Below are 26,751 nucleotides of genomic sequence, written 5' to 3' on the forward strand. Positions count from 1 at the left end.
CGCTTCGCCGGGCAAAGGAGCAGGGAATTGATTTTCAATGAGGACATCGCCCAGGCCTACGACGACTGGCTCCTGACCCCTGCCGGGGCCTACATGGACAGGAGAGAGAAAAGCCTCATCCTGAACCACCTGGCGCCTCGCGAAGGGGAGCGGCTGCTGGACGTGGGGTGCGGAACCGGAGACCACCTTGCCCTCTTCCGGGCAAAGGGCTGCGCCGTCTCCGGAATCGACCCGTCTCCCCCCATGCTGGCCCGGGCCAGGGAAAAACTGGGGGCTCATGCGGACCTCCGGCTCGGCTCGGCAGAAGAGTTGCCCTTCTCGGACAACGAGTTCGATGTCGTCACGCTCATTACTTCCCTGGAATTCACCGCCGACCCGGAACGGGCGGTCGCCGAGGCGATCCGGGTCTGCCGGGGCCGCGTCTTCGTAGGAGCCCTCAACCGCTGGTCTCTCATCGCCGTCGAGCGCCGCCTGGCCGATCGGCGCGGCCCGACCATCTTTCGCCATGCCCGCTTTTTTACCGCCGGGGAACTTCGGCGGCTCATCCGGAAGCTCCTGCCGGGATCCCACATCCAGTGGGGAAGCGTCGTCTTCCTGCCCTATGGATGGTATCCCTCCTTCTCGGACCTGGAAGAATTGATCCCGGTAACCAAAAATCCCCTGGGGGCCTTCCTGGGACTGTCTTTCCCGGTTACCTTCTCCACCCGGACCATCCAGGAACCCATTCGGATTTCCTTCGGAATGGAGACCCGGAAGCAGCGACCCATCCCCGGCGCCATCCGGGTGATCAAATAGGAGAGGTACCGAACCGTGATGCGGGAAGCGCTGCTCTACGAGAAGAAGGAAGAAGGAAAAGTCAGATGCGGGCTCTGCGCCCACCGGTGCCTCATCGCCCCGGAGAAAAGGGGGATCTGCGCCGTCCGGGAAAACCGGGACGGGATGCTCCACACCCTCGTGTACGGGGCTCTCATCGCCCAGAACGTCGATCCCATCGAGAAGAAACCCCTCTTCCACATCCATCCGGGTTCGAAATCCTTTTCCATCGCCACGGTGGGCTGCAACTTCTCCTGCACGTTCTGCCAGAACTCGGACATCTCCCAGATGCCCCGCGAGACCGGATTCATCCAGGGCCGCGAGACTTCCGCTGAGGACGTGGTCGAACGGGCCGTCCGTTCAGAGTCCCGGACCATTGCGTACACCTATACGGAACCCACGATCTTCTTCGAGTACGCCCTCGACATCGCACGGCTGGCCGGCGGTAGAGGGCTCCGGAATGTCTTTGTCACCAACGGTTACATGACCCCTGAGACCCTCGACATGATCGGCGCCGATCTTCACGGAGCCAATGTGGACCTGAAGTCCTTCTCCGACGAGTTTTACCGGAAGCGTTGCGGGGCAAGGCTGGAACCTGTCCTCGCGACCCTGCGGGAGATGAAACGGAGGGGGGTGTGGGTGGAAGTGACGACGCTGCTGATCCCGGGGCTCAACGACAGCGATGCGGAGCTTCGGGAGATTGCGTCGTTCCTCGTGTCCCTCGGACCGGAGACCCCCTGGCATATCAGCCGGTTTCGTCCCCAATACCGGCTTACGTCAGCACCGCCGACCCCGCTGGAGATCATTCATCGGGCCGCGCAGATCGGACGGGAGGCGGGGTTGAAATACGTTTACAGCGGGAATGTCCCGGGAGACGAGGGGGAAAACACATCCTGCGCCGCCTGCGGAGAGGCGCTGATCCGGCGATGGGGCTTCACCGTTGCGGAAAACCGCCTCCGGCAGGGCGCCTGTCCGCAATGCGGCACCCCCCTGGACGGCATTTTCTGACGGACGGAAGGCGGCTCCGCCCATACGGAACGACGCCCCGGCTGTCCCTTTCACGTTCTATTCTTCGCCCTGCCAGTCCAGGTCCCGTTCTGCATAGGTCCGGTTCAGGATTTGCCGGGCCTGCTCCACGTACTCTTCCGGCACAAGGATTCTCACCGCCCCCAGCCCGTTGATCGTCACACCATAGAGGGAACCCGCCACATCGTACCTCAGCCTTACCGGGATGCCTTCCGCCTCCAGGCGGCCGGCCATGACCTGCGCCGCAGTCAAACCCGAAGCGGTTACGGCGACGGACCAGGATTCAGGATCCATCATGACCTCCTATGCGCCGGATACCTTGTTTCTCCAACAATGGGAACAGCGAATACCCCGACAGGGCGGATTCGGGAACACATCCCGTGGAACCGGATCGTCGAATACCCCCTATACCGGAACGGACACCTCGGAATCCGCCTCACAACGAGGTTTTCTCAGCGCCTCCTGATGATGACCCTTCTCTTCAAAATCTTTTTGGTGCTTTTCGCCGCCTCCGATGTTTTCTTCGCGGCCACTGGGGCAGCCGTTTCGTCCTTCGTCGTGAAACCCGCCACACGATAGTTGAACTCGAACGCCAGGGCGCCGCTCCAGTCCTCGTCGAAAATACCCTTGTAGCGGGTTCCGTCGACAGGTCCCACGGGCTTCCCGTAGGTATAGAACCAGTTCACGATGGGGTCCCCGGTGAATCCCAGGGCAATCCAGTAGGAGCCGGGCATCAGAATCGGGCTGTCCTTCGAGAAGTCGAAGTCCGTCCAGCGATACCCGGGCTTCGTGGAAAGCTGGTCAAGGGTGACGAGTCTGCTTGTCGCCAGGGGCGCACCCGGTTTTCCTCCGTTGTCCTGGTAGATCTCAGCCCAGAGCTGGCCGTCGCCGCCGAAATTGTGCAGGGCAAGGGCCACTTTCTGAAGCTTCACTGGCTTTCGCAGAACGACGACCTGGGCGTACTGGGTGGCCTTGGTGGTCACGTATTCCGCTGTTTCCACGAGAAAATTCCGGGCCATCTCAAACTGGTTCGCCCCTGACTTCTTCGTCGCCCGGGGGAAGGCGAAATCGACATTCTCCGGATATTCCAGGTTGCCGTAGAGGAAGGGGACATCATAGCGCAGCTCTTTTTTCACCTCCTCGGGAATGACCGGCGGAGGAGGAGGCGGTTCGATGATGATCTGCTTGAACTCGGCTTTCACGCTCGGCGTCAGGAGCAGGTTTTTCGGCCCGTATGCCTGCCGGGTACCTCGGACTTTCACCGCATCGTTGGCGAAGGCGGCGTCGATGTTCTCCTGCATGGTCGGTTTTGTCCTGGCATTCGCCACCTGGGACCACCGCATCAGTCCGTCGTTCTTCGTCTCGTTGTTGTCAACGCCGACTTCGACCCTGATAAAGCGGTTCGGCACGAACAGGACCGTGCTCTGGGGATCGAAGGGCACCCAGCCCAGATCGGGGAACCAGACCTCGATCCAGGAATGGCGGCCTTTGCCCATCTTGAAGGTCATGACGCCCCGGTCCCAGGTCACGTCGTAGGCCCGATCCAGGGTCACGCCGTTGATGATGCGAACCGGAATGCCGACGGAGCGGAGCAGGGCCGCGCTGAGGTGCGAATAATTCTGGCAATTCCCCTTGCCCGACTGGAGGGAGTACAGGGCATCATACTGGGCCGGAGGGCTGACGTAACGGACATGATCAACAACCCAGGAAATCACCTGCTGGACGGCATCGAATTCGGTCTTCAAGCCCTTCGTCAGGTCCGCGGCAAGAAGCCGGATCTTCGGGTTATCCGATTGGACCTGCTCGGTCGGTTTCAGGTAATCCTCCAAGACTGCGTCGACTCTTCCCAGCGGGAAGGGCGTCCGGGTCTCCAGGAGCTGAAGGTTCGTCCGGTTCAAGGCATTGCAGGAAAGCTTCACGACCACCGACGCGGGTGGCTCCGTCCAGGTAGCTGTTACGATCCGGTTTCCCCGGGCATCCGTCGTTTCCTGCCGGTCCTGCGGATTCGGTTTCAGGTCCAGAGAGAAATCCGATATTGCCTGACGGTAGGTGGGTGACTCGAAGCTCTGGGGAATGACGAAACTCATCACGATCTTCCGCATCCCGTCGCCGGAGATGACCTTTTCCTCCAGCACGTAGCGGATCGTGGAGCCCATGTCGCCCTGAACGGTGACGTTTTCCGCAGCGGCCGGAGACGCCATGAGCGCAAGCAAAAGCACGTACAGGATCCGGACGGCCAATCGGTGCATGATGGAACCTCCCTTTCAGATATATGACGTTCGGCGCGTCTTCCGATGACGGGATCCACCCGGAGACGACCGGTACGGATGACCGGGAAGAGGGTTACGGAAACGCCCCGGGCGGCGATCTTCCGGATCGGAATCAAAACCTTCAGAAGGATGCGGGCTTGGCGATGATTTCCTTTACCTTCAGGTCGAAGACGTTCGAGCTGTTGGCGGGCCGGATGATCAGGGCGGCGTCGCATCCCTCTTCCGTGCCGCCGATGGAGACGACATCCTCATCAGTCCGGGCGAGCCCTGCATCTGCGGCCATCAGGGCCAACTCGACGGCGACCTTGGTTCCCTGACCGAAGAGCCGGAGGGTGAAGGCCATGATTTCATCCACCTGGTATGTACCCAGCCGCTTGCGAATCCCGCGGCCGACGCCGCCGAAGGCATGCTGGGCCGTCAGCACGGATACGCCGAGGGATTCCAGCTTCCGGCGGTCCGCCTCGGCAAGCTCCTGGTGGTTCGGCTTCTCAAATCCGGTGAAATGGGTCACGGCGATGATCCGGATGTCTGCCGCGAAAATCTTCCGGGCCTCGAAGGCTGTGCGACCGCTGCACGTGGCCACAAGGACCTTCCGGATCCCCGCCTCTTCCGCCCTCCCGGCCGCTGCTTCAAGCAGAGCCTTTGTATTGCGCCGGCCGGGGTGTCGAAAGTAGCGGCAGGAAAGGTCTTCATAAGACTTTGCTCGGGTCATACATTCGCTCCACGACTGTTTAGAGCTTTTTATCTTCACGCTCCCCGGGTGTCAAAGAAAAATCCGAACCGGCCCCTCGCAGCCGGGAGGACGCGCTTCTCTCCAGGCGAGGGATCAAGAATGCCGGACCTTGAGGAAATGCGCGATCCATGATACCCGTCAGGACCATGAAACGATCCCACTGGCTTGGAATGTACGGCCTTCTATGGATCGCCGTGCTCTGGTTCCTCTTCGCCGTACCGGGCTGGGCTCCCGGAGGAAGCGGACGGGGCGCGGCCATGGCCTGGTTCATTCTGCAGAAAGGGCCGGCGGTTCTCGTTCTGTTCGTAGTCACGGACTTCCTGACGCTCCATCGGAAAGAGGAAACAATTCCCCTTTCGGGAATCCCTGAGTATCTGAAAAAACGGCCGCTGCCTACGGTGTTTTTCATCCTGGGGATGGCCCTTTTTGCAATCCTGAATCTCCTGTAATATTCTACCTCTTCCGTTATTGTCTTCCATAAGGATCGGCCGGCCGCACATCTTACCGGTTCTCTTCTCTGAAGACTTGAAGGCCGTCCCATCACAAAGTCTTCCGACGAAACCCGTCCCTGCCCCCGGCATGGGTCCTTTCGGTTTTCCCGCTGCAAACTCCTTCCATGATCGTCAGCCGCTGGACAAGCCACCTAACCTCATAGGTGTTCGCTTTTTCAGGCAATTCCACTTGACTCTTATGTAATATGTAAATATATGTAAGGCAAATATTCGTTATAAAAACTCAATTCTCCCGACCCATCAAGGGAATGAAGACCCTGAACTTAATAAACGGTTCTCAACCCGGTTCAATCGCACCCCCCGTCAATTTACCTGCAACCGGGGCGCCTTTCTGCACTACCTGTGAACACGCTTGATTTCCAGCTGCGTTTCAAAGAAGGGAGCTGCCCATGAAAAAGAACATCCTGATTTTCCTTCTGACAGTCCTCATCGCTTGTTTCACTCCTTCGGCACCCCTTGCACAGGGTTTGCCGGACCTGCAGGCGGGAATCGAGCAGTACAAAGCTGACAATTACGAGGAGGCCCTGGAAATCTTCAAGAAGGTCAGAGAGGAAAACGCTTCCTCGTCGGAGGCCGCCTTCTGGCTGGGACTGACCTACAAGCAGATGAACAGTACGGCGGAGGCGCTGCCGCATCTGGAAGCCGCATCCACCCTGAAGCCATCCGTCAAGGAAGCGGTCATCGAACTGATAGACGCCCTGTACCAGACCGGCAGGGTGGGAGAAGCGAAAAAGTGGATAGGCGTGGCGGAAGAGAACAGCATCTATCCTGCCAAAACGGCTTTCCTCAAGGGGATGGTACTCGCAAGGGAGGAGAGGCACAGCGAGGCCATTGAATCCTTCGAGCGGTCCAAGAAAATGGACCCCAGCTACAAAACCGCCGCGGATTTCCAGATCGGCGTCTCCCTGATGCTTGAAAAAAAGTTCGACAAGGCCAGGGATCGCTTCCAGGCCGCCATCACCCAGGATCCTCTCTCCGACCTGGCTGCCTACGCCCGGCGCTATACGGACATCGTGGAGCGGCGCAGCTTCCTCGAGAGGCCCCTGCGCTTCACCTTCGGCATGATGGGTCAGTATGACACGAACTTCATCCAGGAGCCGAACGACTATATTGGCATTCCCTTACCGACGCCCGGACAGCTCGATATGGGCAAGGAATACGGTTACGCGCTGATGACCTCTGCGCGTATGGACTGGGTCCCGGCCCTAAAGGGTCCATGGCTGTTCAACGCCGGCTTCGCCGTCCTGAGCACGCTCCATGAGCGGTTCATCATCGCCCAGAACGGAAACGTGCCGTCGACCAACTACGACATGTTCGCCACGAGTATTTACATGGCGCCGGGCTACGATTTCGGCCGCGCCGCCCTCAACCTGTCAATGAATTATACCAACACGCTGAAGAGAAACCCCGGCTATGAGCGCTACATCGACACGTACAACATCGGACCCCTCTTCCGGGTCGCCCTGACCCCGACCAACAGCCAGATCCTGGAATTCTACGCCGGCTATTCCAAGAAGGATTACGCCAACAAGGTCAATACGGAAATATGGCCGTATCAGGACGTCCTCGACAGGGACGAGGAAGATCAGACCTCCGAAGGGTTCAACGCCCATGCCAGCTGGTTCTGGCTCTTCCGGAACACCGGCCTCTTCAACCTGAAATACACCTACAACAAGGATCATGCCCGGGGCGTCAACTGGGACAATGAAGGGCACCGCTTCACTGCGAACCTGATCTATCCCGTCTGGAAGGCCCTCAAGCTCCAGATCTCCGGAGATGCCTACCTCCAGGATTTCACCCATCCGAGCACCTTCGCCATCTTCAACGGCGTAACCAGGAAAGACAGGATCTACACGGGCACGGCAGGCCTCACCTGGGAATTCAACCGGCATCTGAGCGCTCTGATCCAATACACACGCATTCGGGCCCACTCGAACATCTTCCTGTACGACTACAATCGGGAGATCTATGCGGCGGGATTCGAACTGCGGTTTTAGCGGACCGCGAAGAAAGGAGTCTGACCCATGAAGGCAGGGAAATGGTGGATCCTTGTGGTTTTCCTGATGGCGCTGTTCATTGCCGGACCGGCACTGGCTGCTCCGGTCGGCAAGGTCACCCATCTGGAGGGTAAGGCGGATCTCACCGGTCCGGCCGGAAAGTCCCGGGCTCTCAAGCTTAGCGATCCGATCGAAAACGGCGACATCCTCAGGACGAAGAGTAAATCCAAGGTAGGGATCACCTTCAGCGACGGCAACACCCTGTGGCTGGCGGAAAAAACCCGCATGAAGATCAGCCGGTACAGCGCAGAAGCCGGTTCGCACAGCTATTTCGACCTTTTCCGCGGAAAGTCCCGGGCGGTTGTAACGAAGCTGGCCCGCGGCTCCCGCATGGAGCTCCACACGCCAACGGCCGTCTGCGGTGTCCGCGGCACCATCATCATCGGCCTGTTCCTGAACGGGGAGAGCGCCTTCTTCCTGCAGGGCGGCGCCGGGTACGGCTATAACAAGAACGAACCCGGCAAAGAGGTGGCAATCCCGGCGGGAAGCGGGATGGTGGTAACAAACGAAAAGGCCGAACCCGTGGTCAAACCCTCCACGGCGGCGGATATCGAAATGCACATGCAGGACACATCCGCAGGGACGGGTGAAAATTCGGCGGAAACGTCCGGCACTACCGAGACGCAACTGGAGGTGGCAGCCCCCTGGACCCCGGAGACCGGCGCCGAAACGCCGCCTGCCACGATCACGGACGAGACGACCGATGTCACGTTCACAAACACGATCGCGCAGGACGGTTTTGCCGGTACCTTGCAGGGAAGCTACGGTCTGCTAACAAGCAGGGGTACGATCAGCTACAGCGGCACCGGGCCGTCGGGGCCGGCCGTCACCTCGCTGGCCACGCCATTGACCGGAACCCTCAGCAACGGCTCCACGTACACAGGGCTCATCGGAGGCGTGACCGGAACCTATCATGGTTTCTTCAACAGCATCACCAACAACGGCGGGGCTCTCGGCATCCTGGCGGGCAACCTGGATGGAACGTATTCCGGCGGAAGTATCACCGCAAATGGAACACTGGATTACACCAGCACCGGCTACACCGCAGCCGGGGCGTTCCAGGCCTTCGGCAGCGTTGCCGTTCCGACCTTCGCAACAACCAAGCTGAGCGGCCTCTTTTCCTATTATGCTCCGGTCGAGACGGGACTCGCCTACGGGTACCTCACCTCTTCGGGAGGTCTCTTCGGCCTGTGGGGGTTTTCGGGAAACGGCGGAGAATATGTGAACGACGGCGGCTATACGACCTGGATCAGCTATTATGGTTATGACTTCACAAAATCCTCGGTAGGGGGGCCGTCGGACGTCTTCATGCTGGGCCTGGTCACCGGAACGGATGACATGGCGGGACACACCACCCTGACCGGGAACGACTCGATACAGTACATGGACCGGGACTACTTCGGCCTCATGAGCGTCAGCTATATGGGCGAGTATATCGGAGCGAACTATGAGATCGCCGGAACGGGGATCTACAAGCTCGCCCCCCTGGCCTTCACTGGCGACTGGGGGGGCGACGGAACCCATCCCGGCGCAAGCGCCGTGGGCGCCTTCTTATACGACGGCACCGGCACCCAGACCATCGCCGGATCGGGTAAAGACATGTACGGCCTCGTCGGCGGCTACTCCCTTCCCTGGTCCGGGGGTACGACCATGTACGCCATGGGCAGCTTCACGCTGACTCCGACCTCGAACACCCATTACCTCTGGCTCAGCGACCTCACCGGGAAAGCCCGGAGCGGCGGAGTGACGGACACATACCGCAAATTCGACGGCTACATGACGGGACTCTGGCTGCCAACCTCCGGCACGAACAACGGGACCATCGAAGGCACGGCCCGGACACTCTTCCAGAATGTCACATACGGCACTTCCTACAGCGGGACCATCGGCATCCTGAGTTCCGACAGCCTGAGCGGTAACTACTATGGATTATACAGTCCCGGTGCGGGTACCCTGAAAGGCATGTGGCAGGCCTCAGGCACGCTCGGTCCTTCCTACAGCGAGACGATCACCGAGGTCACCACATTGGCCACCGGCACCGGCACGATTCAATCCAATTCGAGGCTCGCCGGGCAGTTCGACAACGGCGGCTCCATCAAAGCCGAGGTCCTTGGATCGTTGAAATTCTACCTGGTGGACACGGTCTATCGCCCCTGGGGCATCTACAAAATGGCCCTGCAGAGCAAGGAAGAAAGCTATGATCGCCCTGCCGGCGCGACGACCTGGTCGGCCCGCCTCGGCGGCGAGGGAATCTTCGGCTCCGGCGCCAACGCCGAAGGCTACTGGGTGTCGACAATCAACGGGACCTGGAACGACACCGGCGAGATCCGGGGCCGGCTGGGTTTCGTCTCCGGGATCGCCGACTCCTTCAGCCTGTGGATGACACGGGATTACGTCGGCGTCCTGTCGGGCCAGGTCTACGGAGTCAGCGATTCGTCTACATCCTGGGTCGGGGAGAGCGTCGGCAGCTACACCGGGACGAAGCTGGCCTTCGTGACCCAGGAGAATGGGAGCGGCAAGTTCTGGGATTACGACTCCGGCACCAGCAGCTTCCTATCAAGCGGGGGGATCCCGGGGCTGATCGGCGGAACCGAAACCCTTTTCAACAGCGCAAGCGGGGTCACTCCCTACCCGTCTGTTCAACTTTATGGCATTGGGGGACTCACGAAAACAGGCGATCTCAATTATACGACCATTCTCGGCCAGTTCAGCGGCGGCATTCCGGATCAGACAGGGTACCGGCTATCCTACGCGGGCCTTCGGACCGCGACGGATACGGTTTCATCCGTCCTGGGCGGTGTCTACTGGAACAAGATCAGCGAGGGATCGTACAGCATCGGCTTCCTGTATTCTTCCAGTGGCGGCGCCCGGAGTTCCTTCACCACGCACCTCTATGAAGACCTCCCGACGGGGGCTTACCAGATGTGGTTTCTCGGCGCCAATGCCCGGCTCCAGGCTTACCAGATCGATACCGTGGCTTCGGCACCCGGGATCGACGACTGGGTATCCGAGGGAAGGAACAACTATCTCGTCTCGGCCCAGGGACTGACCGACGGAACGATCACCCAGAAGGCCTACCGAAACGAGTACGTCAAGATCACCAATGCTTCCTGGAGCGTGGGCGTGCGTCTCGCGGGAGGAACCTATTCCGTGGGCGGCATGGAGGACGGCATCAAAGGCTTCGAAGGCCAGTCCTTCACCATGACCAGTTCGAATGCACTCGGTACGGTGAATACCTACGACCGGGTCGACTTCACCTCGGTTGATGAAAGCACGGGCGTCTTCGCCGCCACGATCGCCGGGGCCCAGGTCGGCCTGGAAGCCGGCTGGACATCCGTCAACGGGGCCGTCGCCAAGGGACTGTTCGATCCCGCCACGACGACCTGGCGGATGGCCGGCACCGGCTTTTCGATGGAGACGGGGGCCTTCCTGGACAAGATCAACGGGCTTGACGAGGCGGGCCGGGCGGCCTTCCAGAAAGCCACAGGCATCCCGAGCATCGTCGTCGGAACGGCCGACCTGGCCTTGGCGAACAATGCGAGCAACCCGAACATCATCGCCCTGAACATGAATAGCGTCACCTTCCTCGCCACCCAGAGCGGGTCGGCGCCGCAGATCTGGGCGACCAAGAACATCTCGGGATCCTATTCGGATACACCGCTGCTTGGCGTGGGAAAGAGCGTGTCATTGAGCGGCAGCGGGCTGATAGCGGACTTCACACCGGTCGCCTGGACGGGTGCCTCTTGGGGCGCAACCGTATCCGGGAGCGGGCTTTTGAGCGGCGGGTCTTACACCGGCACCATCACGTTTAAGGGCGGGGCCGCCGGAGCCATCACACCCGGAGTCGGAACGGCCGGAACCATATCGGGAACCGGCGCCGGTGTCACAAGTGCTTCGGGTCCATTCTAGGACCGGCACCAAAAAGCATTTTCGTAAAAAAAAGGCACGGGCTGCAGGCCTGTGCCTTTTTTGTTATCCCGCCGCATTCCGGCCGGAACACCGGAGTCAATCAAGCTGGAAGATTAACAGCATGACCGGAAAGAAGAATCTGCCGTGGGCGGCGGAAGGAAAGACGGATTCCGCACATTGGAGATCCGCACGGATTTCTCCCGGAGCGGGGTTGCCTCACGGTCCGGGCGGTGCTACAGTTCCTCCCGAAGCAGCGGAACGAATTCGGGAAGAAGAAACTACCCCCCGGCGAGGAGGACACAATCATGAGAAATAATACGGTTTTTGTGATGCTGATCGCCGTGGTCCTGCTGCTGGCTCCCACGGCGGCAACGGCAGAGCAGAAAGAAGGGCGATGGACCCTGGCGGGTTTCACGAAGTATCAGGACGGCGTCTTTGTGGACGGAGAACGCCGTTCCGCTCCCTCTCCAGGTAACGCCGCCGCCTGGATCCGGGTGGCCCCCCGGGAAAAGAGCCCCTACATCGGCGAGATCCGCAGCTACCTGGCGTCGGCCGGTGTGAATCCCCGGGCCTTCCGGGCCATCGAGATCCTTTGCGAATATGACTGCACCGGCAGCCGGATCCGCTTTCTCCGCTACGTGTACCTGAACCGGAACTGGAAACCCATCCACGAGGCCGGCGAGCCGGTCCCGCCATGGCATACCGTCCAGCCGGGCAGCCTCTGGGACAAGGTCCAACAACCTACCTGCCGATAAAAAGCAGGAACGGGGACAGATAGATTTAAATCTGTCCCCGTTCCTGTAATTCAATGGCGGAGAGAGCGGGATTCGAACCCGCGGTACACCTTTTATGGCGTACAAGCGCTTAGCAGGCGCTCGCTTTCGGCCACTCAGCCATCTCTCCGCTGGGCCGTTATGCATTCCGGGGGGCACATCACGGGGGGCGGAGTTCCAATCCGTCCCCGTTCCATCGAAATCTGCCCCCATCAGGGGACGGTCCGTTTTCTGGCGGAGGGAGCAGGATTCGAACCCGCGGACCTTTCGGTCAACGGTTTTCAAGACCGCCGCCTTCGACCACTCGGCCATCCCTCCGTTTGTCTATTGAATGACCTCGAGTCCTCCCATGTAAGGCCTGAGAACATCCGGGACGACGACGGTCCCGTCGGCCTGCTGGTAGTTCTCCAAGACGGCTACCACCGTTCGCCCAACCGCTAACCCCGAACCGTTCAGCGTATGGAGGAATTCCACCCGGCCCCCGTCAGTCCGGCGGAATCGCATTGCACCCCGCCGAGCCTGAAAGTCCTCGAAATTGCTGCAGGAGGAAATCTCCCGGTATGCTTCCTGCCCCGGCAGCCAGGCCTCGATATCGTAGGTCTTGGCGGAGGAGAAGCCCAGGTCCGCCGTACAGAGGCTGACCGTCCGGAAGGGGATCTTCAGCCGTTTCAGCACTTCCTCGGCATTCGCCGTCAGTTTCTCCAACTCATCATAGGACGTCTCCGGCTGGCTGAACTTCACCATTTCCACCTTGTTGAACTGGTGCTGCCGGATGAGCCCCCGGGTATCCTTCCCGTAAGATCCTGCCTCGGCCCGGAAACAGGGCGAATAAGCCACATAGTATATCGGCAGGTCCTTCTCTTCGAGGATCTCGTCCCGGTGAATGTTCGTGACGGGCACCTCCGCCGTGGGGATGAGGTAGTAGTCCGTCTTCTCCACGTGGAACAGGTCCTCCTCGAACTTCGGGAGCTGCCCCGTTCCGGTCATGCTGTCCCGGTTCGCCATGAAGGGCGGCAGGATCTCCAGGTAGCCGTGCTGCCGGGTATGGAGATCCAGCATGAAATTGGTGATGGCCCGTTCCAGGAGCGCCCCCGCTCCCCGGTAAAGGGTGAACCGGGCACCCGTGATCTTGGCCCCCCGGGCAAAGTCGAGGATTTTCAGGTCTTCGCCGATGTCCCAGTGGGGCTTCGGGGCAAAATCGAAAACCCGCTTCTCTCCCCAGGTACGGATCACCGGGTTGTCCTCGGAGCATGTCCCGTATTCCACCGACTCGTGGGGCACGTTCGGAATGACCATCAGGAAGGCATTCAGGTCTTCCTCGGTCTGCTTCAGCGTCTCGTCGAGGGTCTTGATCCGGGCGGATACCTCACCCATCCGGGCGATGATCTCCGCGGCGTCTTCCTTGCGCTTCTTCTTTTCCCCGATTTCCTTGGAGACGGCGTTCCGCTCACTCCGGAGAACCTCCACTTCCTGGAGGATGTCCCGCCGCCGCGCATCCAGTTCCGTGAAGCGGCCCATGTCTATTTCCTGGCCCCGCTCCAGCATTTTGATCCGGATGTGCTCCAGATTCTGTCTCAGATATTTGATGTCCAGCATGGCTCTTCCATCCCGGTCATAAAGGTCTAAAGGGACAAATTTCCTACCACTCGGTCCGGGTCAAGTCAACCTCTTTGTCCCGTTCCAGCCCGAGTTCAGGGGGTTTTCCCGGTTCTGGAGCGGCTCATTTTTCGCCGCAGTGCATCCGCCAGGGCCGTTATCTCAGGGCTCCTGACGAGCCAGGAGGAGAGCAGGAACGCCCCGCCTCCGAACAATACCGCCAGGACCAGGAAAACGGCCCGCTCGAAGAAGGGACCGGATGCATTCCAGGGATACAGGACATCAACCCCGAGGATGACGCCCCACATTACCGCCGAGGAAAAGAGGACCTTGCCCAGGGAGGGATAAAAGTCACGCATCAGGAAGGGGCCGATCCTGCGCCAGAGGATGACGGAAAGCATTCCCACGTTTACCGCCGAGGCGATGGAGGTCGCCAGGGCGATCCCGCCGTGCTTCATGGGATACATCAAAACCACGCTGAAGGCGACGTTTACCACCAGGGCGACGATGGCCGCCCTCATGGGGGATTTCGTGTCCTGAAGAGAGTAAAAGGCCGAGACGATGACCCGGATGACCGAGAAGGCCCACAGGCCAACGGAGTAGCACAGGAGGGCCCAGGCTGTCTGCGTCGTGGACTCGGCTGTGAACGCCCCCCGCTCGAAGAGGACCGAGATGATGGGAACCCGCAGGGCGATCAGGGCCACCATGGAGGGAACGGTAATGAAGAGCATCAGCCGGAGCGAAAAAGAGATCGTTTTTTTCAGCTCGTCGAACCGGCCCTGGGCGACCTGCTCGGAGAAGCTCGGCAGCGTGGCCGTCCCGATGGCAATGGCGAAGACTCCCAGGGGAAGCTCCACCATCCGGTCGGCATAGTAAAGGTAAGAGACGCTTCCTCTGGGCAGGAGCGATGCCAGGACCGTCCCAATGAAGACATTGATCTGATAGATGGCGGCGCCGAAAATCGCCGGCAGCATCAGGGCGCCGATGCGCCGGACGCCGGGGTGGCGGAAAGCGAAGTTCAGCTTGAGCCGTATCCCCATTCTCACGAGGAAAGGCCACTGCATGACCAGCTGTAGAATCCCCCCCGCCATGACGCCCACGGCGAGCCCCACGATCGGCTCGGAGAAGCAGTCCTTCAGAAAAAGGGCCCCCAGGATCATGGTGATGTTGAGCATCACCGGCGAGAGGGCCGGGGCGGCGAAGTGTCGGAGGGAATTGAGGATCCCCATGCACAGGGCCACCAGGGAGATGAAAAAGATGTAGGGAAACATCAGGCGGGTCAGGAAGACCGCCAGGTCGTACTGCTCGGGAACCCGCGAGAACCCCGGGGCCATCACCGTGACAATGAGGGGGGCGAAGAGGACGCCGAGCAGGGAAACGACCACGAGGATGATCGAGAGCGCCGTGAAGGCCACATCGGCCAGCTCGAAGGCCTCTTCCCGGGATTTCTTCTTGAGATACTCCGTGAAGACGGGAACGAAAGAGACGGTCAGGGATCCCTCCGCAAGGAGGCGCCGGAGCATGTTGGGAATCCGGAAGGCCACGAAGAAGGCGTCCGTGGCGAGACCCGCCCCGAAGAAGGCGGCAATGACCACGTCCCGGATGAAGCCGAAGACCCGGGATAGCATCGTCGCCAGTCCCACGACCCCCGCCGCCCGCGCAACGTTTGCATTCTCGGACCGGACCGGCTTCTCGGCGTTCACGGCTTCCGTTCTCCCAGAAGTTCCGCCAGCCGATGTTCCAGTTCCCGCCGGTCCACGCCGGAAAGCGCGAATGTCTTTGTTTTTGAAGTCTGCCCTGTCACAAGGGTTATCTGAGATTTCCGGATCCCCAGCGTCTCAGCGAGGAAGCGGAGGCAGGCCTCGTTGGCCTGCCCCTCCACAGGGGGGGCCATGATCTTGAGCTTGAGCGCCCCGTCCTGAACGCCCGAGGCCTCCGTCCGGGAGGACCGGGGCAGAACCCGGACCTTCAGCATCAGGCCGCTTTTTGTCTCGGTTAGCGGAATCGACATGGCGTCATCCGGCGCGGTCGGCCGGGATCAGAAGCGCAGGGCAGCCTGGATCAGGGTTTGAACAAGAAACTCCTGGAGGAAAAAAATGATCAGGAGGACCAGGATCGGCGAGAGATCGATCCCGCCCGTGCTGAACGGAATCAATCTCCGGAGCGGCGCCAGGACCGGCTCGGTGGCCCGGTAGAGGAAGCGGACGATCGGATTGTAGGGATCCGGGTTCACCCAGGAGACGAGGGCCCGGGCGATGATGATCCACATGTAGATGGTCAGGATCAGGTTGATGACCTTGGCAACGGCCACAATCAGGTTTTGTGCGACAAACATGATGCCTCCTGGGATCGGTCCCGCCACCGGCAGCTTCCGTTCCCGGATCTCCGGCCGGAAACCGCACCGGGAAACGATCCCCCGGGGATAAAATTCGAGCGCTTATCGAACCGTCGCTACAGAGATTCGGCGAATTCCGAGAGCACCTGGTTGAAAGCCTCCGGATTCTCCATCATGGCGAAATGGCCCGCCTCGGGAATGCGGGCAAGTTTCGCACCCGGAATGGTATCCCGGAGGAATTCCGAAAGGGACGGGGGGGTCATCTTGTCGTCGTCCCCGCAGACAACGAGGGTTGGAACCCGGATGGAACCGGCGGTCTCGGTGAGGTCCAGGCGGTCGCAGGCGGTCAGGTCGCCATGAAAGATCATGGGATCCACTCGCGACATGCTCTCAACCATGATTTTACCAAAGCGCTCTCGATTGGCCTTGGTAAAGGAAAACTTGACGGCCATTTCATAAATCGGCCCCGGGTTCGTTTTCAGCCCCTCCAGGAGGGCCGGGTTCACCGGCATGCGGGCGCCGCTTCCGACGGTTACAATTCCCGTGAGGAGGGATCCATGCCTGACGGCGAAGGTCAGGCTGATGGCGGATCCCAGGGAATGGCCGATGAGAATGGGCCGGGCGATGCCCAGGGTGGCGATCGTCTTTCGGACCCACTCCACGTAAACGTCCACAGACTGCTCACCGGGCCCCTCGGATTGGCCGTGGCCCGGCAGTTCGAGGACGGCGACCTGGAAACGGTCTTTCAGGGTCGAATACTGGTAGATCCAGTTCGTGTGATCACCCGCCGAGCCATGGATGAACACGAGGGTTTTCCGCGACGGGTCAAGGGACTCCCCGCTCACCCAAGTGGACAGTTTCCGGCCGTCCACATCCACCGTACGCATCATGATCGATCACCTCCTGTCGGGCAGTGGGGCATGGTGTAGCACATCCGGCGGGACTTGCGCAAATGAAAGCTTGACGCCGGCTTTAAATATCCCCTATGATTCCCACCATTTCAGCACACCTGAAAAGGAGGGAGCGGGGCGATGGATAAAAAGACGAGAATCGGCTTCATCGGCGGCGGGAAGATGGGTGGTGCCATCGTCGGGGGACTTCTCTCGCGTGGCGTGGCGGATGCAGGACGGATCTGGGTATCCGACACGGCAAAGGACAGGCTCCAGAAACTGAAAGACCTCCATGGAATTCATACTACAACGGACAACAGGACGGCCGTGAAGAATGCCGACATCCTGATCCTCGCCGTCAAGCCCCAGGTCATGGGATCGGTCCTCAAGGGACTTTCCGGGGCCGTCGGCCCTTCAAAACTGGTCATTTCCATTGCGGCCGGCATCCCTATCGCGTTCCTCGAGGAGCACCTTGGCAAGGGGGTCCGGGTCATCCGCACCATGCCCAACACACCGGCCCTGATCGGCGAAGGCGCCACGGCCCTGGCCCGGGGAAGTCACGCCTCGGAACAGGACCTGGAGGCGGCTCGGCAGATCTTCAACGCCGTGGGCCAAACTGTCCTCGTCCCGGAGGAGCAGCTCGACGCCGTCACGGGTCTCAGCGGCAGCGGCCCCGCCTACGGGTTCATCATTCTGGAGGCCCTCTCCGACGGGGGCGTCCGGATGGGACTTCCCCGGGACACGGCCCTCGTACTCGCAGCCCAGACACTTCTTGGGGCGGCGCGCCTGGTTCTCGCCGGAGACAAACATCCGGGCCAGCTCAAAGACATGGTTACATCCCCGGGAGGGACGACCATCGCGGGGATCCAGGCACTGGAGGAAGGGGGCCTGCGGGCAGCCCTGATCCGGGCCGTGGAGGCGGCGACGCTGCGTTCGCAGGAACTGGGAAAAGCAAAATAAACAGGGGGCGGATTTCAGATCCGCCCCCTGTCCAATTCCAGGGACGGACTTTGATCCGTCCCTCTTTATAAAAGGCCTTTGCGGGACTCGCAAAGGCCTTCTCTGATCAGCGTCGTTGCCGCGAGAAAAAACCACCGAAGGAATCGTCCTCGTCATCCAGGTCAAAAAACGATTCGCTTTCCAGCGGGTTGCTTTCGCCGGACACCTTCACCTCGCCGTCCTGCGGAAGATCTACCTCCCCCTGTCCCTCACCCCGACTCTCCACCCGGGCGCCTGATCTCCGGCGGCGGCGAGGCCGGCGACGGGATTTCTTCTTCGGGGGCTCCTGCCCCGGCAGCGTCTCGGCGTCACCGGCGACAATGTGCATCTCCGTTGATGGTGCGGTTGGAACCGGTTCAAGGGCCTTTTCCCGACCCGTCTTTCCTTCGATGGTCCCGGCGTTTTTTCGGGGCTCTTTGACCGGGGCGCCTTTTTCCTGCTTCTTCGGCTGCCTTCGCTGTCTTTTCGGTTTCGACGCCGTTTCCGGTGTCTCGGTATTCATCTCCACTTCAACCGGCTCATCCGGTTCATCCCTGTCCAACTCCGGCTCCTGTTCCGGCACCAGTGCCGGCGCCGCCTGCCTGCCGACGGATTCGACACGGAGCATGTCCCAGGCCATGTCGGGGCTTCCGGAGATATGGATGTCCATGTCATATTGGTTTTCCAGCTTCAGGAGCTCGGACCGCTTCTGGTTCTGGAGGTAATCCGCAATCTCGTAAGGAAGCGAAACCTTCAGCACCGCCGAGAAACCCTTTACAGCCTGGGACTGGATTCTCCGGAAGGCCGCCAGAGCCGTGGATTCCAGCGATGGCCGGACTCCCCGGCCTTTGCAGAAGGGGCACATGGAGAAGCTGATTTCCTGGATGGTGGGCTGCTTCTTCTGCCTGGAAAGCTCCAGCATTCCGAACTTGGAGATCCGGGAGAGTTGGATCCGGGACCGGTCCAGGCTCAGGGCCTTCTTGAATGCCTTCTCCACCTCCGCCCGATGCTTGCTGTCGGCCATGTCGATGAAATCGATGACGATGAGCCCGCCGAGATCCCGGAGGCGCAGTTGCCGCGCGATCTCCTCCGCCGCGTCGAGATTGGTCCGGAAGGCCGTTTCCTCAACGTTGCGCTTGTTGGATCCCCGGCCGGAGTTTACGTCGATCGTAATCATCGCCTCCGTCGGGTTGATGACGATATGGCCGCCCGATTTCAGATCGACCCGCTCCTGGTAAATCACGCGGATCTGGTCCTCCAGGTTGTGCTGGTCGAAGATGGGGGCGTTTTCCTTGTGGAGTTTGACGAACTTGGCCATCCGGGGCGAGACGACCTTGCAGTAGTTGCGCATCTTCTTGAAGGTTTCCTGGTCGTCGACGAGAATTTCCTCGATATCGGAGGTGTAGTAGTCCCGGAGGGCCAGAACGCCGAAATCGCTTTCCTGGTAGATGAGAGCCGGCGAGGGGGATTCCTTCGCCGCCTTCTGGATCTCCTTCCAGAGGCGCAGCTGGTTCTGGTAATCGCGGGAGAGCTCCTGCTTGGTCCGGGTCATGCCTGCGGTCCGGACGATGAGCCCCATCCCCTCTCCGACGCGGATCTGTTCCACCAGATCCTTGAGGCGCTTCCGGTCTTCCTCGTCCTCGATCTTCCGGGAAACGCCGCTGCCGGCCTTGTTGGGCAAGAGCACCAGGTAGCGGCCGGGAAGGGAAAGGTACGTCGTGAGGAGCGCCCCCTTGCGTTCGCTCATCTCGCGGAGAACCTGGACGAGCACTTCCTGACCCGTCTTGAGGACGGACCGTCCCCCTTCCGCAGGTGTAAAGTAGTCGTCGCTCACGTCCCGAAGCGGCAGGAAACCGTCCCGCCTGCCCCCGTAATTCACGAAGGCCGCCTGGAGCCCCCGCTCGACCTTCAGGACCGTTCCCTTGTAGATGTTGCCCGTAATGGGTTCCCGCACGGACATCTGGATATAGAATTCCAGCAGTTTGCCCGCGTCGACGATGGCCATGCGCTTCTGCTCGACGTGCACGGCATTGATAAGCATTCGTTTCATGACGGTTCCTTTCTCAGAGAAAGGCCGAGACGTCCCCCTTGCCGACCCGGATAACCTCCGCTTCGTCCTGCAGCAGGCTGATTACGCTGGATTCCTCGGGTATCAGGCTCCCCCCGTCGATGACCAGATCGACGCAGTGTCCGAACTTCTTCTCGATCTCCCGGGGGTCGTTCATGTAGCTTCCGTCTTCCAACTTGACGGATGTGCTGATGATGGGCGAACCCAGTTCGGCCAGGAGAGCGTTGCAGATGGCATTGTCCGGTACGCGGATGCCCGTGGTCTGACGCTTGGGGAGGATGATCTTGGGAACCAGCCTGGAAGCCTCCAGGATGAAGGTGTACGGCCCGGGGAGAAGTCGCCGCATGATCTTGTAGGCATAATCGGTGACCCGGGCGTACTGGCTGATGTCCTTCAGGTCGGCGCAGATGAAACTCAGGGGTTTGTTTCTGTCCCGCCTTTTGATCTGATAAATACGTTCAATTCCTTTTTTATTGTACAGGTCGCAACCCAGCCCGTAGACTGTGTCCGTGGGATAGACCACGAGGCCTCCGGCCTTGAGCACATCGACGGCCCTCCGGATCTGGCGCGGCTGGGGGTGCGAATTGTGGATTGCCAACAGCATACATACCGCTTCTCGAGGGGGCCGTGCCGGTCCCCTTCCCTGTAAAACTTGATGAGAGTATCAAATGGCGGTTGGATTGGCAATGAATTCTTAGGCCGGCGCGGTTTCCCGCCGCTTGTGATTCTTGTTGAGCCGATCCTTGCTCAGTTTGTACTGCATACTGTCCACGAGGGCATACCAGCTGGCCTCGATAACGTTCTCCGAAACGCCGATGGTGCTCCAGGCCTCTTTTTCATCGGCCGACTCGATCATGACCTTGACCACCGCCGCCGTTCCCTCGCTCGCCTCGACGATGCGAACCTTGAAATCCGTCAGGTGCATCCCCTCGATCTCGGGATAGAATTTCGCCAGGGCCTTCCGGAGGGCATGATCCAGGGCATTGATGGGACCGTTTCCCTCGGCAGCCGTCAGTTCCTCCTCGTCGCCCACGGAGATTTTGATCGTCGCCAGTGCGGTGGAGGGATGGTGCGCCGTCTTCACGACCGCCACATTGAAACACTCCAGGACGAAGGGCTCGGTGAACTCGCCGGTGGCCTTCCGGATCAGGAGCGAGAGGGACCCGTCGGCGGCGTCGAACTGGTACCCCTTGTCTTCCATTTGTTTGATCTGCTTGACGATGCTCTTGCTCACCGTGCCGTCTTTTCCAAGATCGATGCCCAGTTCCCGGGCCTTGTATTCGATGTTGCTCCGGCCGGCCATGTCGGAAACGAGGACCCGCTGGTGGTTCCCCACCGCCTCGGGCCGGATGTGCTCGTAGGCCTCCGCATTCTTCAGGATCGCATTGACATGGATCCCTCCCTTGTGGGCGAAGGCGCTCCGGCCCGTGAACGGCATGGAGTTCTGGGGCGGTACGTTGGCCACGTCGCTCACGTACAGGGAAAGGTTCGTCATCTGCCGGAGGGCCGATTCGGAAAAGCAGCGCCGGCGCATCTTGAGCTGAAGATTGCAGACGGAAGCGACCAGGTCGGCATTGCCGCATCGTTCGCCGAAACCGTTGACCGTCCCCTGGATCATCTTCGCCCCGGCCTGGACAGCGGCGAGCGTGTTGGCCACCCCGACGCCCCCGTCGTTATGGGCGTGGATGCCCAGCTTCGCCTTGGGCAGGGCCTCTCCGACCTTCCGGACGATCTCTGTCACCTCGTGGGGCAGGGTGCCTCCATTGGTGTCGCAGAGGACAATCATGTCGGCTCCCGCCTCAAAAGCCGCCTGCAAGGTCTGCAGGGCATAGTCGCCGTTCCGCTTGAACCCGTCGAAAAAATGCTCCGCATCGTAGACGACCTCGCGGCCCCTGTCCTTGAGAAAGGCCACGGAATCCCGGATCATCACCAGGTTTTCCTCCAGTGTCGTACCCAGGATTTCCGTGACATGGAGGTCCCAGGACTTGCCGAAAATGGTCGCCACCGGCGTCTGGGCATCCAGGATGGCTTTCAGGTTCTCGCAGGACTCCGGGCGAATGCCCGGCCGACGGGTGCTGCCGAAGGCAGCCAGCCGGGCATGCTTCAGGGCGGCGTTTTTTGCCAGCTCGAAGAACCGTACGTCTTTCGGGTTCGATCCCGGCCATCCCCCTTCGATGTAGTGGAACCCCAAGTCATCGAGTCGATGAGCGATCCGGAGCTTGTCCTCCGCCGTGAAGTTGATCATCTCCCCCTGAGCTCCGTCCCGGAGGGTCGTGTCGTAGACCAGGATATCGGTTTTTGTCATATGCGGGCACCTCTCAGAAAAAAAAATCCGTTACCAGGGGTGGCCTGATAACGGATGGTTGTTTCGCTCTTCGATGTCCGGCGGGACTATCCCCCTATCAGGCCTCCTATGTCAGGAGTCCTAATTATGCCGCTGATAATAATGATGGTAGAAATCCGGCCGGTCATTGCTCTCTTGCGCTCTCTCCGTCTTGATGAAACCAATGGAAGCCGCTGTATATTTGCTTTAGCCGTCCTTGTCAACGGGAATTTCGCCTTCCAGGAGCGCCCGCAAAAGACTCTCCGCCTGCCGGAGCCCCTCCCGGTAGGCCTCGTCAAAGGCGGCGTCCCCGGATCGGCAGGACAGGAACAGGGGGGTGTACAGGATGGCCCGGAAATCCTCGACGGGCCGGCCGTTCTCTCCCCAGACGGCAGCGAGCAGATCCTCCGTGGCGGCATGCCACTCCCGGAACGCCTCTGCATAGGGAGACAGGGAGCACAGGGCCTCAATCGCCCTGATCTGATCCGCAAGATTTTGGAGAAGCGCTTCCTTCATGACGCCTGTGCTCCGGACGTGTCCGGGGTGTCGGGGGCCTCCGGCACGATCCCGGAAGGATCCGTCTCTTGACAGGCCTTACGGCGGCAGTCCTCCCACACGTCCGGCGGAATCATCTTCACGGCCAGCCAGAACCCGGCGGGCACCAGGACCAGATCGTCGAGCCACCCCAGGACAGGAATGAAGTCGGGGATCAGGTCCACGGGGCTAAGCGCATACCCAACCACCGCCGCCGCCAGGGCCTTGACGTACCAGGGTACCCGGGGCTCCGCCGCGGCCAGGCGAAGGGTCTGAAATTCTCTTCTCAATAAGGCTACTCTGTTGCGCCAGTCTTCAAACACGGGCAAAACGCATTTCCTCCAGATCACAAGCCATCCGATTCTGAAGGACACAGGATCGGGAAATCATCCTGAAGGAAATGCCAACAACGTGTCAACCACAAGGTTCCCCAATGCACGGTTCGCGTTCTCGACTGTTTCGACTCACCGGAAAGGTGCTTCACTTCCGGAGGGTAGATCCATTTGCCACTCGTCGAGCGCGTCGATCAGGCCGCTGATCGTCTCTGTCTGCCCTTCTGTCCGGGAAAGAAGGCCCTCCAGGGTGTCGATCTCCTCGCGGATATGACGGGAGGCCTGCTTCCTCATGCAGCTCCTCCAGGGGTCAAGTCCTGCAGGAGCATCTTCTCCTGCCTGGACGGATCGTTCAAGCAGGAGTCATCAGCCCCGGGGGCTGTTTTTGGTGAACTCCATCACCGTGTTCACCTTTGAGCGAAGGCATGCCGCCTTGTCAAGGGGGACCTGGGGGCAGACAGGTCCATCGACAAAGGGAACAAATTTGTAATTATTCCCTTTTCCGCATGATTCGGACGCCGCGCGACGGTGAATCCGTTGCGTTGAAAGCGGCCTTTCTGATATGGAAGAATCCGGCTTCAGGAAGACCAACGGGAGAGACCATGCCCCACAGAATCGAGATCGGCTTCAAGGAAGGATTGCGGGACGCCCTGGGCGAAAAGATCCGGCGGCGAATCATCGAACACCTGAACCTGAACGTGGACACCGTCCGGACGGTGGAGGTCTACACCATCGACGGGGACCTGGCACCGGAAGCGCTGGAGGCGTCCGCCTCCGGTCCCCTCTCCGACCCGGTGATCCAGCATTATGCGGTCGACCGGGGCCTGGCGGACCGTTTCGACTGGCTCATCGAGGTGGGTTTCCGGCCCGGCGTCACGGACAACGTCGGCAAGACGGCCCGGGAGGCCCTGGCCCTCCTCTTCGGCAGGAAGACGGAGGCCTTCCCCCGGGTCTACACCTCCAGGCAGTATCTCCTCAGCGGCCCGCTCGACCGCCGTGACACCGAACGGATTGCATCGAGCCTCCTGGCGAACGACCTCATCGAGCGTTACGAGATCGTGGACGGGGCATCCTGGAATGCCAGCGCCGGCATGGCGGCCCATGTTCCCCGGGTCGCCGGGATCGACGATCCCCAGGTGGAGGAGATCGACCTCGACACGGACGACGCAACCCTCCTCCGGATCAGCGCCGAGCGGGTCCTCGCCCTGACCCTGGAGGAGATGAAGATCCTCCGGGACTACCTGAAGGACCCCGCCGTCCTGGAGGCCCGGCGGCGAGTGGGCCTCGGGCCGGCCATGACCGACGCGGAGCTGGAATGCCTCGCCCAGACCTGGTCGGAGCACTGCAAACACAAGATCTTCAACGCCGAAATCCGCTACATCGACGAGCAGGGGGATGAGAAGACGGTCGTTTCCCTCTTCGACACCTTCATCAAGGGCTCCACGAAGGAAATCCGGAGACGCATGGGGGAGAAAGACTGGTGCCTCTCGGTCTTCTCCGACAACGCCGGCGTGATCCGCTTCAACGACGACCACAGCCTCGTCTTCAAGGTGGAGACCCACAACTCCCCCTCCGCGCTGGATCCCTATGGCGGCGCCCTGACAGGCATCGTCGGCGTCAACCGGGACCCCTTCGGCACCGGCCGGGGCGCCCGGCTGATCTTCAACACCGACGTCTTCTGCTTCGCCCCTCCCGGCTACGACAAGCCCCTGCCGGCACGGATCCTCCATCCGCGGCGGATCTACGAGGGCGTCCGGGAAGGCGTGGAGCACGGCGGCAACAAGAGCGGCATCCCGACGGTGAACGGATCCCTCGTCTTCGACGACCGGTTCCTCGGGAAGCCCCTGGTCTACTGCGGAACGGCGGGGATCATGCCGGCCGAGCTCGGCGGCGAGCCCACCCACACGAAAGAGATCCTCCCCGGCGACTGGATCGTCATGACCGGCGGCCGCATCGGCAAGGACGGCATCCACGGCGCCACCTTCTCCTCCGAGGAGCTGCACGAGGACTCGCCTGTCACGGCGGTGCAGATCGGCGATCCCATCACCCAGAAAAAAATGACCGATTTCCTGCTCATTGCCCGGGACCGGGGGTTGTACCGCTGCATCACCGACAATGGCGCCGGCGGCCTTTCCTCCTCCGTCGGCGAGACGGCGCGCCTGGCCGGCGGATGCGAGCTGGACCTGAAGAAGGCTCCCCTGAAATACGCCGGTCTCAATCCTTGGGAAATCCTCATTTCCGAGTCCCAGGAACGGATGACTCTGGCAGTGGATCCCGCAAAGATCGACTCATTCCTGGAACTGGCGAAAAAAATGGACACGGAGGCCACCGTCCTGGGCCGCTACACCGACTCGGGGAAATTCCACGTTCTCTACGGCGGGAAGACCGTGACCTTCCTGGACATGGATTTCCTCCACGAAGGGCTTCCCAGGATGAACCTCACGGCCCGCTGGATCCCGCCGCAGCACCCGGATCCGGAGATCCCGGAACCGGCCGACTACGGAGACGCCCTGAAGCGGATGCTCTCGCGCCTCAACATCTGCAGCAAGGAATCGGTGGTCCGCCAATACGATCACGAGGTCCAGGGGGGGAGCGTCCTGAAGCCCCTCGTGGGCGCTGCCAATGACGGCCCCGGCGACGCCGCCGTAATCCGGCCTCTCCTCGACTCCTTCGAGGGCATCGTCGTGGCCCACGGCATCTGCCCCCGCTACAGCGACATCGACACGTACGACATGGCGGCCTGCGCCATCGACGAAGGCGTCCGCAACGCCGTCGCCGTCGGCGCTTCCCTGGATCACCTGGCGGGGCTCGACAACTTCTGCTGGTGCGACCCGGTCCAGTCGGAGAAGACGCCCGACGGGGAATACAAGCTGGCCCAGCTCGTCCGGGCCAACCAGGCGCTCTACGACTGCACGCTCGTCTACGGCGTTCCCTGCATCTCCGGCAAGGACAGCATGAAGAACGACTACCTCATCGGAGACACGAAAATATCCATTCCGCCGACACTCCTGTTCTCCACCATCGGGAAGATCGAGGACGTGCGGAAGGCCGTCACGATGGACGCGAAGCGGCCCGGCGACCTCGTGTACGTCCTCGGGGAGACGTATCCCGAACTGGGTGGCTCCGAGTGGTACGCCCTTCACCATGCCGTCGGGAACAGCGTCCCAAAAGTGAACGCCCCCCGGGCCCAGGTCCTCTATGAAGCCCTGCACCGGGCAATCCTGGAAGGCCGCGTGGCCTCCTGCCACGACTGCGCCGACGGCGGCCTCGGGGTGGCCCTGGCGGAGACGGCCTTCGCCGGCGGGCTCGGGATGGACGTGGACTTGGGACTCGTCCCCGCCCGGGACGTCGACCGGGACGATCACCTCCTGTTTTCGGAGACACCGAGCCGTTTCATCGCCACCGTCTCCCCGGAGAACCGACAGGCCTTTGAAGCGACCCTGGAAGGATGCGCCTTCGGCTGCATCGGCGCCGTCCGGAGCGACGGCATCCTGAAGGTGAAGGGACGGTCGGGAGGAACGCTCCTGGAGGAGGACATCGGCGCATTGAAGGCTGCCTGGCAGGCGCCGCTCCATTTCTGATCCGGGACAGAATCCGGACGC

At 61.0% G+C, this 26,751-nt stretch carries 22 protein-coding genes and 2 tRNA genes; 8 read left to right on the forward strand and 16 right to left on the reverse strand.

What is annotated here, in order from left to right; translation table 11 throughout:
* Positions 1–27: 27 nt before the first annotated feature.
* Positions 28–795, forward strand: coding sequence for a class I SAM-dependent methyltransferase (locus HPY65_13185; GenBank protein NPU85425.1), 768 nt, complete (start codon positions 28–30; stop codon positions 793–795).
* An 18-nt stretch (positions 796–813) separates the two neighbouring features.
* Positions 814–1,821 (forward strand): AmmeMemoRadiSam system radical SAM enzyme, encoded by a 1,008-nt coding sequence (gene amrS / locus HPY65_13190; protein ID NPU85426.1) that lies wholly within the window; start codon positions 814–816, stop codon positions 1,819–1,821.
* A 57-nt stretch (positions 1,822–1,878) separates the two neighbouring features.
* Here amrS and HPY65_13195 read toward each other — a convergent pair whose 3' ends face one another.
* The 3 genes from HPY65_13195 to HPY65_13205 all read right to left on the reverse strand — a co-directional run bounded on the left by HPY65_13195 (position 1,879) and on the right by HPY65_13205 (position 4,821).
* Entirely contained in the window at positions 1,879–2,136 is a 258-nt protein-coding gene (locus HPY65_13195; protein ID NPU85427.1) for a hypothetical protein, read from the reverse strand.
* A 155-nt stretch (positions 2,137–2,291) separates the two neighbouring features.
* On the reverse strand, positions 2,292–4,088 hold the full coding sequence (locus HPY65_13200) for a hypothetical protein (protein NPU85428.1): 1,797 nt from the start codon (positions 4,086–4,088) through the stop codon (positions 2,292–2,294).
* Between the two features lie 142 nt (positions 4,089–4,230).
* Positions 4,231–4,821, reverse strand: a complete 591-nt coding sequence (locus HPY65_13205) for a hypothetical protein (GenBank protein ID NPU85429.1) — start codon at positions 4,819–4,821, stop codon at positions 4,231–4,233.
* A gap of 149 nt (positions 4,822–4,970) precedes the next feature.
* Here HPY65_13205 and HPY65_13210 point away from each other — a divergent pair, with 149 nt between their 5' ends.
* From HPY65_13210 to HPY65_13225, 4 genes are all read left to right on the forward strand, one after another.
* Positions 4,971–5,291: a hypothetical protein gene (locus HPY65_13210; GenBank protein ID NPU85430.1), complete on the forward strand. Its 321-nt coding sequence runs from the start codon at positions 4,971–4,973 to the stop codon at positions 5,289–5,291.
* Between the two features lie 452 nt (positions 5,292–5,743).
* A complete protein-coding gene (locus HPY65_13215; protein ID NPU85431.1) occupies positions 5,744–7,351 on the forward strand; it encodes a tetratricopeptide repeat protein in 1,608 nt (535 codons plus the stop codon).
* A gap of 27 nt (positions 7,352–7,378) precedes the next feature.
* A complete protein-coding gene (locus HPY65_13220) occupies positions 7,379–11,320 on the forward strand; it encodes a hypothetical protein (GenBank protein NPU85432.1) in 3,942 nt (1,313 codons plus the stop codon).
* A 305-nt stretch (positions 11,321–11,625) separates the two neighbouring features.
* Positions 11,626–12,075: a hypothetical protein gene (locus HPY65_13225; protein ID NPU85433.1), complete on the forward strand. Its 450-nt coding sequence runs from the start codon at positions 11,626–11,628 to the stop codon at positions 12,073–12,075.
* Between the two features lie 54 nt (positions 12,076–12,129).
* Here HPY65_13225 and HPY65_13230 read toward each other — a convergent pair.
* From HPY65_13230 to HPY65_13260, 7 genes are all read right to left on the reverse strand, one after another.
* A tRNA-Ser gene (locus tag HPY65_13230) sits at positions 12,130–12,223 on the reverse strand.
* Positions 12,224–12,325: 102 nt separating this feature from the next.
* Positions 12,326–12,411 (reverse strand) — tRNA-Ser (locus tag HPY65_13235).
* A 6-nt stretch (positions 12,412–12,417) separates the two neighbouring features.
* Positions 12,418–13,689, reverse strand: coding sequence for a serine--tRNA ligase (serS, locus tag HPY65_13240; protein NPU85434.1), 1,272 nt, complete (start codon positions 13,687–13,689; stop codon positions 12,418–12,420).
* A gap of 95 nt (positions 13,690–13,784) precedes the next feature.
* Positions 13,785–15,317 (reverse strand): murein biosynthesis integral membrane protein MurJ, encoded by a 1,533-nt coding sequence (gene murJ / locus HPY65_13245; protein ID NPU85435.1) that lies wholly within the window; start codon positions 15,315–15,317, stop codon positions 13,785–13,787.
* 71 nt (positions 15,318–15,388) lie between these two features.
* A complete protein-coding gene (locus tag HPY65_13250; GenBank protein NPU85436.1) occupies positions 15,389–15,700 on the reverse strand; it encodes a DUF167 domain-containing protein in 312 nt (103 codons plus the stop codon).
* 27 nt (positions 15,701–15,727) lie between these two features.
* On the reverse strand, positions 15,728–16,024 hold the full coding sequence (locus tag HPY65_13255) for a YggT family protein (protein ID NPU85437.1): 297 nt from the start codon (positions 16,022–16,024) through the stop codon (positions 15,728–15,730).
* A 116-nt stretch (positions 16,025–16,140) separates the two neighbouring features.
* On the reverse strand, positions 16,141–16,914 hold the full coding sequence (locus HPY65_13260; protein ID NPU85438.1) for an alpha/beta hydrolase: 774 nt from the start codon (positions 16,912–16,914) through the stop codon (positions 16,141–16,143).
* Positions 16,915–17,055: 141 nt separating this feature from the next.
* Here HPY65_13260 and proC point away from each other — a divergent pair, with 141 nt between their 5' ends.
* Entirely contained in the window at positions 17,056–17,874 is an 819-nt protein-coding gene (proC, locus tag HPY65_13265; GenBank protein NPU85439.1) for a pyrroline-5-carboxylate reductase, read from the forward strand.
* Positions 17,875–17,980: 106 nt separating this feature from the next.
* Here the strand turns inward: proC and HPY65_13270 are convergent, their stop codons facing one another.
* From HPY65_13270 to HPY65_13295, 6 genes are all read right to left on the reverse strand, one after another.
* Positions 17,981–19,942 (reverse strand): Rne/Rng family ribonuclease, encoded by a 1,962-nt coding sequence (locus HPY65_13270; protein ID NPU85440.1) that lies wholly within the window; start codon positions 19,940–19,942, stop codon positions 17,981–17,983.
* Between the two features lie 13 nt (positions 19,943–19,955).
* Positions 19,956–20,564, reverse strand: coding sequence for a threonylcarbamoyl-AMP synthase (locus HPY65_13275; GenBank protein NPU85441.1), 609 nt, complete (start codon positions 20,562–20,564; stop codon positions 19,956–19,958).
* A gap of 90 nt (positions 20,565–20,654) precedes the next feature.
* Positions 20,655–22,265: a citramalate synthase gene (locus tag HPY65_13280; protein NPU85442.1), complete on the reverse strand. Its 1,611-nt coding sequence runs from the start codon at positions 22,263–22,265 to the stop codon at positions 20,655–20,657.
* A 225-nt stretch (positions 22,266–22,490) separates the two neighbouring features.
* Positions 22,491–22,799, reverse strand: a complete 309-nt coding sequence (locus tag HPY65_13285) for a hypothetical protein (protein NPU85443.1) — start codon at positions 22,797–22,799, stop codon at positions 22,491–22,493.
* The gene (locus HPY65_13290) at positions 22,796–23,191 is read right to left on the reverse strand and encodes a DUF1232 domain-containing protein (GenBank protein ID NPU85444.1); all 396 of its coding nucleotides are present in this window, start codon (positions 23,189–23,191) and stop codon (positions 22,796–22,798) included. Before HPY65_13290 ends, HPY65_13285 begins: the two co-directional genes overlap by 4 nt.
* A 90-nt stretch (positions 23,192–23,281) precedes the next feature.
* The gene (locus HPY65_13295) at positions 23,282–23,443 is read right to left on the reverse strand and encodes a hypothetical protein (protein ID NPU85445.1); all 162 of its coding nucleotides are present in this window, start codon (positions 23,441–23,443) and stop codon (positions 23,282–23,284) included.
* A gap of 308 nt (positions 23,444–23,751) precedes the next feature.
* Between HPY65_13295 and HPY65_13300 the strand changes: the two genes are divergently transcribed.
* A complete protein-coding gene (locus tag HPY65_13300) occupies positions 23,752–26,730 on the forward strand; it encodes a phosphoribosylformylglycinamidine synthase (protein ID NPU85446.1) in 2,979 nt (992 codons plus the stop codon).
* Positions 26,731–26,751: the final 21 nt, after the last annotated feature.

It is taken from the genome of Syntrophaceae bacterium, assembly GCA_013177825.1.
Lineage (GTDB): Bacteria > Desulfobacterota > Syntrophia > Syntrophales > PHBD01 > PHBD01.